The following is a 12,019-nucleotide window of genomic DNA, read 5'->3' on the forward strand; positions in this document are numbered from 1 at the left end:
CCCCATCAGCGTCCGGTTCAGGATGAACCACGTCACCACCGCCGCCACGACAAGGATCAGCACATAGGCCGGCAGCTTGACCTCGAACCCCGCGTCGTTGGTCAGGGTCAGCAACGTGCGCTGGCCGAACGCATCCATCGACGCAGGGATGTTCATGAACAGCGAGGTACCGATGAAAGTCAGCAGGAAGCCGCGGAACGCATATTGGGTACCGATGGTCACGATCAGCGACGGCGCCCTGAGCCGGTTGACCAGCGCGCCGTTGAGCATGCCGAGCAGGGTTCCGCCGGCAGCCCCCATCAGAAGGATCGGCACAATTCCCGTGCCGGGCGCGTGGTTCACCACCAGCATCGTCACCGAATACATGACCAGCGCGGCAATCGCGGTGAACGACACTTCCAGCCCGCCGGCAGCCAGAACCACCAGAACGCCAAGCGCGAACAGGCCGCGCACGACCGACGCGCGCAGGATATCGAAGGCGTTCGCCACCTGCCAGAATGCCGGATTGATCGTGCCAACCACCAGACAGACGATGCAGATCAGAATCAGCGGAAAGGCGACCGGGTTGCGGGCGAACCATTCCACTGCCCTGCCCCGGCGGCTCTGGCGTTGCGGCCTGCCGATTTCAAGCATCGTGTCGGTCATGGCCGAAATCCCCCGGGCTGCGCACCGGTGCCCGGTCCGGCACCCATTTCCGAATAGAGATGCTCTTCGGTCAGGCCGTTCACCGGCAGAACGGTGGCGATCCTTCCCTTGCGCATGATGGCGACGCGGTCGCAGTTCTGCAAAAGCTCCGGAAGATCGTCGCTGATGATGAGCACGCCCATTCCCGCCTCTGCCTGCCGCTGGATGATGCGGTAGATCGTGTCCTTCGAGCCGACATCGACCCCGACGGTCGGACCGTGCAGGATCAGTATCCGGGGATCGGTGGCAAGCCAGCGGCCGATGAGCACGCGCTGCTGGTTGCCGCCCGAAAGCGACTTGACCGGCGCCGATACATCGGGGGCGACGATCTGCAACGCGTCGACCGTCCGTTCGGCGGCATCGACCGCGCGGTTCTTGTCCAGCAGTCCAAACCGCCCTTTCAGTCGGTCGAGCACCCCCAGCACGGTATTGTCGAGGATAGGCTTTTCCAGAAACAGGCCCTCGGTCAGGCGATCTTCGGGAACGTAGCCGATACCGGCTTTCTGCGACTCTGCCGGAAACCGCAACGCCAGAGACTCGCCATCGACCGTGATCGTTCCGCTGTCGGCCGGCGAGACGCCGGCCAGCGCCCTGGCCAGTTCGTTCCGGCCGGAATCGAGCAGCCCGGTGACCCCGACGATCTCACCACGCGCAAGGGTCAGGTCCACATCCTCGAAAGCTCCCTGACGCCCCAGACCCGACAGGCGAAGCAGCGGTGCGCCGGGCGGATGGGGCGCGCGATAGCGCGTTTCGCTGATCTCCCGCCCGGTCATAAGATAGCCGATCTGCGCGGTCGAAAGCTCGCCGATGTCGCGGTCGCAGACGACACTGCCGTCCCGCATGATGACCGCCCGGCCGCCGATGGCCTTGCACTCGTCCAGCTTGTGGGTGACGAACAGCACCGCCACGCCGTCGCCCTGCAGGCGCCGAACGACGGATATGAGGTTCTCGACCTCGACATGGGTCAGGGCCGTGGTCGGCTCGTCCATGATGACCAGCCCGGCCCGCCCGGCGTTGGCGCGCGCGATCGCCACAAGCTGACGGGTGGCGATCGGCAGGCGCGCGACCTCGGTGTTGCGGAAGCGCGCGTCGGCCGGCAGTTCGACCACCTCCAGGGCCCGCGCGGCGGTCGCTTGCAGGCGGCGCGCATCGAGCGGCCGGGCCAGCCGGCCGTTCGACTGCACAAGCTGCTGGCACAGGCCGATATTCTCGGCAACCGTCATGTTCGGCAGCAGCGACAGGTCCTGATAAACCGTCTCGATGCCGGCCTCCAATGCGCTGATCGGATCGAAATTCCGCTGCTCGGCACCATTGACGATCAACTGGCCTTCGGTGGGCCGATGCGCCCCCGAAATGACCTTGATCAAGGTGCTCTTGCCACATCCGTTCTCACCCAGAAGGTGATAGACTTGGCCGCGATCGATCCTGAGATCGACCCCGCGCAGGGCGTGGACCCCGCCGAAGCGCTTGTGCAGGTTTCTGACCTCGAGAAACGGTATCACGTTTCCCTGAATCTGCTGTGCGGTTGAGACGGACATTCCCTGCGGCGCCCTCGATACCTGGTGGTGATTGCAATTCCGGCGAAGACGGCCCGGCGCCGGGGCGCCGGGCCGGATCAGACCCGCTGCTCAGAACGGATAGTCCTTGTAGTTGGAGGCGTCGACATCGACCCAGGCCTGGCCACGGACGATGATCCCCGCTCCCGGCCCCTGGGACACCTTGACGGCGTTATATCCCGGCACGCCCAGATCCATGCCGTCGGCAATTTCCGTGCCGTCCAGAACCATCCTGGTCAGGATGTTCATGACGTAGCCGGCATCGAGCGGATCCCAGAAGGCAATGGAATCGACGGCGCCGGTTTCAAGATACGGCCCGGTGTCCTTGGGCAGGCCGAGCCCGATCACGCAGGTACGGTCCTCGAGGCCCGCTTCCTCGACCGCGCGACCGATGCCGATCACATCGATGGCCGAACCGCCCTGGAACCCCTTGATATCGGGATAGGAGCGGAGGATCTCCTTGGCCAGTTCATAGGCACGGTTGGCATCGTTGAAGCTTTCGTTCTTCGGCGAAACAAGCTCCATCCCGGGGAATTGCGACGCATATTCCGCCCCGCCGTCGGCCCATTGCACATGGGTCAGGCTGCCGAGCGACCCGACGAACGAGGTCCACTGCCCTTCGCCGCCCATGCAATCGACAATCTGTTCGGCGAAATGCGCGCCGAATTCGTGGTTGTCGAAGGCCTCCATGTCGACCTGCGTGTTCTGCAGGTTGTCGGCTTCGTGAGTGGTGACAACGATACCGCGCTGCATGGCCCGGCGCAGCACACCCTCCAGCGCCGAAGGATCCATCGGCACGATGGTGATCGCGTCGACGCCCTGCGCGATCAGGTCCTGAATGATTGCCGTCTGTTGCGCCGCATCGGCCTTGGCCGGGCCGACCTGGCGCGCGTTGACATCGGCATTGTCGGCGCCGAATTTCTTCACCCCCTCGTCCATCCGGGTGAACCAGTTTTCGCCGGTGACCTTGACGACGGTGACGATTTCCCTGGCATCGCCATCGGCGGCCACAACCGGAAGCGCCGCCAGACCCAGCGCCAGCGCCGAAACCCCCGCCAGCAGAAACTTGAATTGCATTGTCATTTCCTCCTCATCGGGTTCATGCCCGCGTTTGATATCCGGTCCGGGCGCAAGGGGCGCCGCCCGGACCCGAGCGACGGTCAGGTTCCTTTCGGCAATGCCGGCATCCGCATCCGGAGATAGGCCGTCAGGTCCGCCCGCGACGCTGCAAGGAAGAGCAGCAGCAACAGCCCCCAGGCACAGTCGCGAAAGAAGTTCGAGATCGCCATGAAGTTGAACAGGCTCGACAATACCTGCAGGGCGAAGGCCGACATCAGCACGCAGACGACCCGGCCATAGCCGCCTTCGGGGCGCACTCCCGCCATGACGGCGATCAATATGGCCACCATCACGTAGCTGGTGCCGTAATCCCATTTCACCGAAGAGGTGCGCGCCGCGATGACGATGCCGGCAATCGACGCCAGCGTGCCGGCGATGGTGTAGGTGACAAGGTACATGCGGCGCACCGGAATGCCGGCGTATCGCGCCGCCAGATCGTTGCTTCCCATCAGAAACAGCCGCACGCCATAGGCCGAGAACCGCAAGACCAGCGCCAGGACAAGGGCGATGGCGACGAACAATGCGAAGCTGACCGGAACCCCCAGAACCGGAAGGTTGGCAAAGTCGTCGAGCGGCTGGATATATCCCAGCCGAAGGGCCGAACCGCCGGTCAGACCAACAGCGAGGCCGGTAAAGACCATCTGCGTTCCAAGCGTCGCGATGATCGGCGTCAACCCGGCATACCCGACGAGCAGGCCGTTGAACGCGCCGCCCAGCACGCCGACCACAACCGAGATAGCCGCGAAAACCCAGCAATAAAGGACCGGGGCTTCGGTTGACGAGGCGAAATGGGGCGCGGCCATGAAGGCGATCACGCCGGACAGGTTGGCAAGCGCGATCCCCGACAGATCGATTCCGCCGCGCCCCGCAACCATCGCCAGCATGACGCCAAGTGCCAGCAGCCCAAGTTCGGAAACCTGTATCGCCATGGATTGCAGATTGTAGAGCCCGACGAACTTCGGCCCCACCAGGAACCACGAGGCCACGATCACCAGTGCGTTCACAAGCGCCAGAAAGCCCAGTTGGCCATCGTAGAACTTCGATGTCATTGCCCCTCCCACGCGCCCGACGGACGCCGCGCCACCGCTCGTTGCTCCGCGACAGCTTGCTTTAGGGGAGAGTATTCTCAGGATTCGACAAATGTCAACGTTGCACTGACAAATGATATTTCATATTATCTGTCCATATATATACCACGTTATATCAATATGTTACGCAAAGAGCGTGGCCCTCGCGCCGACAATGGAACGAAGAACGCCTGGTGGCTGGTTGCAGAATTGTACCGTGAGCGGGACATCCCGGGCCGGACCCGATCGGCCCGTTGCGTCAGCGACACGCGGGATATCTTTGCGGATTCGGGATTTTCGGCCGGCAATCCGGGGCGTCAGACACGCACAGGCGCGGGGGAAAGCAAGGTCCTTCCCCCGTCACGACGAAATCCTCCGCCGTCCCGGCCCATTATGATGCGGCAGCATCCCATTCCGGAGACTCGAAACGGGTCAGCGAAACGAGACGGTCGTAATCGTCGGGCGTGGCCGCCAGAACGCCGAAGCCCCTGCCATGCAGCGCCCCGGCACCGACCGGCAGAACGCGCCCGCCGGCCGCCTCGACCAGTGCATAGGCGGCAAGACAATCCCACAGCGACATGCGCGGCTCGCAGTAACCCACGAGCCTGCCGGCCGCGACATAGGCAATCATCAGCGCACCCGAACCATAGCGGACCCACGCCACCCCCCGATCCGCGAGGTCCCGGTGGAGTTGCCCGACACGCGCCACCGAGGCACGGTCGTTCGACCCCACCCCCAACAGGCCGTTGCTCAGATCGAAACGCTGCGAAATGCCGGCCGGCTTTCCGTTCAGCGTCACGCCCAGACCACGCCCACCAAGGAAAAGCTCGTCCAGAACAGGCGCAAAGATCGCCCCCAGAAGCGGGCCCTCTTCGTCCATCAGCCCGATCGACACGCACCAGCCCGGCAGCCCGGTCAGAAAGGGCGCGGTGCCGTCGATCGGATCGACGACCCAGGTCAACCCGCTGCCGCCAAGGATCAGCCCGTATTCCTCGCCCAGAAATCCGTCGTCGGAATATGTGTCGAGCAACGCCTCGCGGATGAAACGCTCGACCTCGCGATCGGCGACCGAGACCATATCGGTCAGGACCCGCTTGGTTTCGATCTCCAGCCCGTCGCGGTTTCGGAAATGGCGCAGCGCCAGCGCGCCGGCCTCGCGGGCAATCTGCCCCATCCGATCCAGCCGCGCAGCCAGATCGCTGTCTGTCAGTACCATATCACTCGTCCCTTCCTACGCAATAAGCGCCACACCGCCACCACGAAATTGCAGCCGCACCCCCGCCCCCGGCGCAACGGTGGCCGACCGGCTGCTGTCAACCAGAAACAGCCGCCCGGCCGGGCCGTCGATCTCGTATTCGATATGATCGCCCAGATAGGCGGCCGAGGCGACACGACCCTCCAGCCCCTCGCCATCGGGCCGGACGCTGAACGCATTGGGGCGGATGGCCAGCCTCGCCGCACCCGGCCGGGCCGAACGCGCCGGCAGGGACAATTCGGCGTTGCCGACGCGGACATGCGCCAGACCGTCCCCGGTACGCAACACCTCGCAATCGACCACGTTGGCCTCGCCGATGAAATCGGCGATGAATTCCGAGGCTGGCGCCTCGTAAAGCTCGCGCGGGGTACCGGCCTGCGCGATCCTGCCGTCCTTCATCACCACGATACGGTCGGACACCGCCAGCGCCTCGTCCTGATCGTGGGTGACATAGACCGCCGTGAACCCGAGACGCTGCTGCAATTCGCGGATTTCGGTCCGCACCTTGCGGCGCAGGCGCGCATCGAGGTTCGACAGCGGCTCGTCCAGAAGCAGCACCTGCGGCTCCAGCACCAGCGCCCGGGCAACGGCGACACGCTGCTGCTGGCCGCCGGAAAGCTCGGAAGGCAGCCGGTCGCCCAGCCCGGCCAGACCCACCAGATCCAGCCCGCGCGCGGCCTGTTCGCGCGCCTCGCCCGCCTTCACGCCGCCCGATTCGAGCCCATAGGCGATATTGTCGAGCACGCTCATGTGCGGGAACAGGGCGTAGCTCTGGAACACCATGGTCACGTCGCGGCGGTTCGGCGGCAGCCGGGTCACATCCTGACCCCCGATCAGGATCGCGCCCTCGCTCGGGGTCTCGAGCCCGGCCAGCATGCGCAGGGTCGTGGTCTTGCCGCAGCCCGACGGGCCCAGCAGCGTGACCAGTTCGCCCGGCTCGATCTTCAGGTTCAGGTCGGGGACCGCGGTAAAGCTGCCGTAATCCTTGCGCACGGACCGGAACTCGACCGCGCCTCTTTGCTGGTTGCTCACGCTTTTGCCTCCGTTGCGGCGGGTGGGTTCGGGCGGCGGCGCAGGCGGCGCTCGCCGACCAGGATCTGAAAGCCCCCGATGACGGTGATCATCACCACGATCAGCACCGAGGAATAGGCGATGGCCACGCCGTACTGGCCGTTCTCGACCAGACCGACGATATAGGCGGTCGCCATGTTGTATTTGGCCGAAACCAGAAAGATGACAGCCGAAATCGAGGTGATCGCCCGCACGAAGCTGTAGACCAGCGCCGCCATGATTGCCGGCCGCAGCAGCGGCAGGATCACGCGGCGCAGCGTGCGCCCCGAGTTCGCACCCAGGGTCAGCGACGCCTCGTCGAGGCTGCCGTCAAGCTGCGCCATGGCGGCAACGCTGCCGCGCACGCCAACCGGCATGTTGCGGAAGACGAAACAGACGATCAGGATCAGCGCCGTGCCGGTCATCTGGATCGGCGGCAGGTTGAAGGCCATGATGTAGCTGATACCGATGACCGTACCGGGGATGGCAAAGCTCATCATCAGCACGAACTCGAATACCGTCTTGCCGGGGAATTTCTGGCGCGCGATCAGCCAGCCGGTCAGCAGGCCGACCGCAGCGGTCAGCGGCGCGGCGATCAGCGCGATCATCATCGTCGTCCAGAAGCTGTTCCACGCCACGCCGGTCCAGCGGAAACCGCCGTCGAAACTGATGCCGAAGGCGCGGATATAGTGCTCCAGCGTCAGCGTATGATCCAGCCCCCACAGTTTGACGAAGCCGCCGAACAGAATCATCGTATAGACGACGACGGTGAACGCGCTCCACAGGCTGACGATCCCGATGACCGGCCAGGCGACGCGATCGGGCAGCGCCGCGTGGTTGCCGCCATCGCCCTTGCCGCTGACCGTGGCAAAGCTGCGCCCGGTCAGCCAGAACCGTTGGGCAAGGAACGCCGACAGGGTGAAGAACAGCAGGACCGCCGCCAGCACCGCCGCGCGCGACGGATCGTTCTGTGCGCCGACGACGGAAAAGAAGATTTCGGTCGAAAGCACGCCGCCCGAGCCGCCCAGCACCAGCGGGTTGCCGAAATCGGCCATGCTTTCGATGAAGCCGATCAGAAAGGCATTGGCCAGCCCCGGCGCCATCAGCGGCAGCGAGACCCGGCGGAAGGTGCGCCAGCGCCCGGCGCGCAGGGTCTGCGAGGCCTCCTCCATCGAGGGGCTGACACCCTCGACCACCCCGATCAGGACAAGAAAGGAAATCGGCGTGAAGCTGAGCACCTGGGCAAGCCAGATTCCGGTCAGTCCATAGAGCCAGCGGCCAAGCTCGAGCCCGGTGGCAGCCTCGATCACCTGCGTCAGCGTACCCGAACGCCCCAGCAGCATGATCAGCGCCAGCCCGACGACAAACGGCGGCGTGATGATCGGCAGCACCGTCAGCAGGCGCAGGCCCTTCTTGAAGGGGAAGCGGGTGCGCGTTGCCACCAGCGCAAAGGCAAGGCCCAGCAGCGTGGTCGCGGTTGCGGTGCAGATCGCCAGAAACAGCGTACGCCATGCCACGCCGCAGGTGCCGCCCGTCAGGCAGGAAAGGCTCCAGATCTTGGGATCGCCGATATTGCGCAACACGCCGTCGGCGGTAAACGAGCCGTCGAAATCCTGAAAGGCGCCGATGAAGATCGACAGGATCGGATAGAAGACAAAGGTCGCGACCAGCAGGATCAGAATGGCGATCGAGGTCAGAACGAAGGCGTCGCCCTTCAGCGCACCGCGCTCGGCCGCGCCGAACGATATCATCAGGGTGAAGAACAGCGTCAGCACAACCGCGCCGGCGCCGAATGCCGGCTGGCCGGAAACATCGCCGAACACTGCCTGCAGGGCGCCCCAGTTCCAGCCCCGGGCACCGATCGAGAGCCCCTCGATCGCCATCCAGGTCAGCCCGGCCGCCCCGATGCGGATCATCCACCGCCCGCGCCCGGCGCCCGACGGCCGCGAAATGCGCAACCATGCGGCGGCAACTACCAGCAGGATTATCGGCCAGAGCTGCCATCGGCCCGTCAGGGCCTGAACTGTCGCAGGCCAGAGATCGGCCTTGGTGAAAAAGTCTCCGATCCAGTCGAGGCTGAAAAAGCCCCCGCGGATCTTGTACCATGGCAAAATGAGCAGCGACAAAGCAGCGCCGCCAAGTGCCCGGTCCAGGCGCCTGTCGTCAGCGGTCATGCAGGTTTTCTTTCCGATTGCAGGAATACGCCGGGGCGGGGATGACCCCGCCCCGGTTAAACCGATCACTCGTTACTCGGCGGTACGTCCGCCAACTTCCGCATCCCAACGCGCAAGCAGTTCCTTGCGCCGGTCGGCGGATCCGTACTCGGCAAAGTCGTAGTCGATCAGTTTGATCTTGCTCAGATCGGGCGTATGCTCCGAGGCGACGGCGGCCTTGTTCGACGGGATCTGGTAAGAGCCCGCCTCGGGCATCAGGCTCTGCACCTCGGGGGTCAGAACCCAGTCGTAAAACACCCTCGCCTCGTCGGGATTTGGCCCGCCTTCGATGATCGACATCGAACCGACCTCGTATCCCGTCCCCTCGCACGGAGCGACAGTCTCGATCGGGAATCCCTCGACCGATTGCGACACGGCATCGTGCATGAAGACGATCCCGAGCCCTGTCTCGCCGCGCGCGGCGGCCTTTACCGGCGCCGAGCCGGATTTGGTGTATTGCGCGACATTCCCGCCAAGAGCCCTGAGATATTCGAACGCCTCATCCTCGCCCATCAACTGCACCAGCGTCGCCAGCGCCGTATAGGCGGTACCCGAGGAGTTCGGATCGGCGATCTGGATTTCTCCCTTGAGCGCGGGATCGAGAAGGTCGGCCCAGCAGGCAGGCGCCTTCAGGCCCTTCTTCGCGAAAATGTCTCGGTTGTACCCCCAGCCGAGCGCGCCGCTGTAAACGCCGACGGTGCGGTAGCCGGCGGTCTCGGCCTGCTCGACGGCCCAGTCGTGAAGTTCGGGCAGCATCGGCGACTTGTATTCCGCCGTCAGCCCGTCCGATGCCGCCTGCAACTGTGGATCGCCGGTGCCACCCCACCACAGGTCGGTCTGCGGGTTCCGGCCCTCGGCGCGCACCTTGGCATAGGCCTCGCCCGACGACAGGCGAACCATGTTTACCTCGACATCGGGATGGCCGCTTTCGAACTCGCTGACCAGCTTTTCGCAAATCACCACATCGGCCGAGCAGATCATGTTCAATTCCGCCGCTCCGGCGGCGGCCGGCAATCCGGCGGCGGCACCGACGGCGATGGCTACGGTTCTGAATTTCATTGACGTCCTCCCGATATCAGCCAGACCTTGTTGCAAAGCTGTGCAACTCAGATGCCTCATGCAGTGGCAATCTGTCAACAAGAATTTTGTTATAGCCTATTTATCTGCCATGTTTCGCAAGTTATAGTACTGCAAAGCTGTTCAAAACTACTGACATAGCGGAGCAACCGGATGCCCAGGAATGCCGTCAGCGCAAAGGATGTCGCCGAACTTGCGGGGGTTTCGCGGGCAGCGGTTTCACGGTGCTTCACCCCGGGCGCCAGTATTTCCGACGAAACCCGGGAGAAGATCGTGAAGGCAGCCGACCGACTCGGGTATCAGGTCAACCGGCTGGCCAGCGGGCTGATCCGTAACGAATCGGGAATCGTGGCGATCATCGCCGCCGAGATCGCAACACCCTATCGTTCCAGCCTGCTGTCTGCACTGACCGAAGCGCTGCAAAAGGCAGGCAAGGTGGCACTCGTCATCAACACCGACAGTTCGGACGGCAGCGTCGAACAGGCGCTTCGCCAGGCGATCAGCTACCGCACCGATGCGGCGATCTTCCTGTCCGGCATGCCGGCCAGGTCCCTTGCCGAAACCTGCCGGCGCAACGGCATGCGGCTGCTGCTGATAAACCGCGAGGCCGGGCGGCCCGGATCGCTGCTTGTCCGCCTGCGCGACGCCGAGGCCGGGCGCCGCGCGGTCCGGATGCTGATCGCGGCGGGGTGCAGGCGGCTGGCGCTGGCAAGCTCGCGCACCGACACGCCCGCCCTGCGCGAACGCGAGCGCGGCTTTCGCCAGGCGGCGGCCGAGGCGGGCATCGACTGGGTCGAGGAACGGCGGGGCCTGACCTCCTACGAAGCCGGCCTCGAGCTTGGCATGGCGCTTCTGGCCGGGCCGAATCCGCCCGACGGCGTCTTCTGCACGACGGATCTGATGGCGTGCGGCATGATGGATGTCGCGCGCTGGCGGCTTGCCCTGCGCGTTCCCGAACAGCTTTCGCTGATCGGATTCGACGATATCCCGCAGGCCGGCTGGGAAGGGTACGACCTGACGACCTTCCGCCAGCCCGTCGAGGATATCGCCACCCGGGGTATCGAATGGCTGACCGCGCCCGTCCTGCCGGAAACAGCCAGCGAACTCCTGTTCGAACCGACGCTGAAACCGCGCGGATCGGTCAGGCGGCCCAGCCCGACATGACAACCCGCGTCAGTCGCCCTTTGTCCGGAGCGGCGCAAGATGCTCGCCCGGGGCGCAGAAGGTGGACTGAAGCAGCGAAATGACGGCGATCACCTCGGGACGTCCGAGGCTGTAATAGACATGCCGGCCATGGCGCCGCGACCCGACCAGCCCTTCGGCCCTGAGGCGCATGAGTTGCGCCGACACCGACGATTGCGCCAGATCGAGCGCCTCACCGATCTCGCTGACGCTCTGTTCGCCGTCCGCAAGCTGGCAGAGGATTTGCAGGCGCTGTTCGTTGGCCAGCGTCTTGAGAAATGCGGTGGCCGCGGCAACGGCCGGTGTGCGGCCCGCCCCGCTCATCCGCTCGCCTTTCTCCGCCCGCCCCTGAGCAGCACATAGATCGCCGGGATCACCAGCACGGTCAGCAGTGTCGATGACGCCAGCCCGAACAGGAGCGAGATTGCCAGCCCCTGGAAGATCGGATCCGCGAGGATAGCGAAGGCGCCGATCATCGCGGCGAGCGCGGTGAGCAGGATCGGCTTGAAGCGGATCGATCCGGCATCGAGCAGCACCTGGACGAGTGGCTGACCAGCGGGCGCATGGCGGATGAAATCAACCAGCAGGATCGAGTTGCGCACGATGATGCCCGCAAGGGCGATGAACCCGATCATCGACGTGGCGGTAAAGGGCGCATGGAACCACCAGTGACCGAGCATGATGCCGATGAAGGTGAGCGGCACCGGCGTCAGGATCACCAGCGGCAGCCGGAAGGAGCCGAACTGGATGACCACCAGGATATAGATACCCAGCAGCGCCACGCCGAAGGCGGCGCCCATGTCGCGGAAGGTCACC

At 64.7% G+C, this 12,019-nt stretch carries 11 protein-coding genes; 1 reads left to right on the top strand and 10 read right to left on the bottom strand.

Translation table 11 applies throughout. From position 1 onward, the window contains the following. The 8 genes from ACK5IR_RS14785 to ACK5IR_RS14820 form a co-directional block, all read right to left on the bottom strand. Positions 1 to 645: ABC transporter permease (locus tag ACK5IR_RS14785; protein ID WP_416929938.1), on the bottom strand; the 645-nt coding region annotated here is incomplete at its 3' end. Continuing rightward, positions 642 to 2,222, bottom strand: coding sequence for a sugar ABC transporter ATP-binding protein (locus tag ACK5IR_RS14790; protein ID WP_416929939.1), 1,581 nt, complete (start codon positions 2,220 to 2,222; stop codon positions 642 to 644). The genes ACK5IR_RS14785 and ACK5IR_RS14790, both read right to left, overlap by 4 nt. A gap of 90 nt (positions 2,223 to 2,312) precedes the next feature. Continuing rightward, entirely contained in the window at positions 2,313 to 3,317 is a 1,005-nt protein-coding gene (locus ACK5IR_RS14795) for an autoinducer 2 ABC transporter substrate-binding protein (protein WP_416929940.1), read from the bottom strand. An 83-nt stretch (positions 3,318 to 3,400) separates the two neighbouring features. Next, positions 3,401 to 4,408: an ABC transporter permease gene (locus tag ACK5IR_RS14800; RefSeq protein ID WP_416929941.1), complete on the bottom strand. Its 1,008-nt coding sequence runs from the start codon at positions 4,406 to 4,408 to the stop codon at positions 3,401 to 3,403. A gap of 409 nt (positions 4,409 to 4,817) precedes the next feature. Continuing rightward, positions 4,818 to 5,642 carry an inositol monophosphatase family protein gene (locus ACK5IR_RS14805; protein WP_416929942.1) on the bottom strand — a complete coding sequence of 275 codons (825 nt, stop codon included), beginning with the start codon at positions 5,640 to 5,642 and terminating at the stop codon, positions 4,818 to 4,820. A gap of 15 nt (positions 5,643 to 5,657) precedes the next feature. Beyond that, positions 5,658 to 6,713 carry an ABC transporter ATP-binding protein gene (locus tag ACK5IR_RS14810; RefSeq protein ID WP_416929943.1) on the bottom strand — a complete coding sequence of 352 codons (1,056 nt, stop codon included), beginning with the start codon at positions 6,711 to 6,713 and terminating at the stop codon, positions 5,658 to 5,660. Beyond that, on the bottom strand, positions 6,710 to 8,905 hold the full coding sequence (locus tag ACK5IR_RS14815; protein ID WP_416929944.1) for an ABC transporter permease: 2,196 nt from the start codon (positions 8,903 to 8,905) through the stop codon (positions 6,710 to 6,712). The genes ACK5IR_RS14810 and ACK5IR_RS14815 overlap by 4 nt, the downstream gene beginning before the upstream one ends. 72 nt (positions 8,906 to 8,977) lie before the next feature. Next, on the bottom strand, positions 8,978 to 10,003 hold the full coding sequence (locus tag ACK5IR_RS14820; RefSeq protein ID WP_416929945.1) for an ABC transporter substrate-binding protein: 1,026 nt from the start codon (positions 10,001 to 10,003) through the stop codon (positions 8,978 to 8,980). A 171-nt stretch (positions 10,004 to 10,174) separates the two neighbouring features. Between ACK5IR_RS14820 and ACK5IR_RS14825 the strand changes: the two genes are divergently transcribed. Then, positions 10,175 to 11,185, top strand: a complete 1,011-nt coding sequence (locus ACK5IR_RS14825; RefSeq protein ID WP_416929946.1) for a substrate-binding domain-containing protein — start codon at positions 10,175 to 10,177, stop codon at positions 11,183 to 11,185. Between the two features lie 9 nt (positions 11,186 to 11,194). Here the strand turns inward: ACK5IR_RS14825 and ACK5IR_RS14830 are convergent, their stop codons facing one another. After that, the gene (locus tag ACK5IR_RS14830; RefSeq protein WP_416929947.1) at positions 11,195 to 11,527 is read right to left on the bottom strand and encodes an ArsR/SmtB family transcription factor; all 333 of its coding nucleotides are present in this window, start codon (positions 11,525 to 11,527) and stop codon (positions 11,195 to 11,197) included. Beyond that, on the bottom strand, positions 11,524 to 12,019 hold a 496-nt coding region (locus ACK5IR_RS14835), incomplete at its 5' end, for an efflux RND transporter permease subunit (RefSeq protein WP_416929948.1). The genes ACK5IR_RS14835 and ACK5IR_RS14830, both read right to left, overlap by 4 nt.

The organism is Tropicimonas sp. (assembly GCF_047971885.1).
Lineage (GTDB): Bacteria > Pseudomonadota > Alphaproteobacteria > Rhodobacterales > Rhodobacteraceae > Tropicimonas.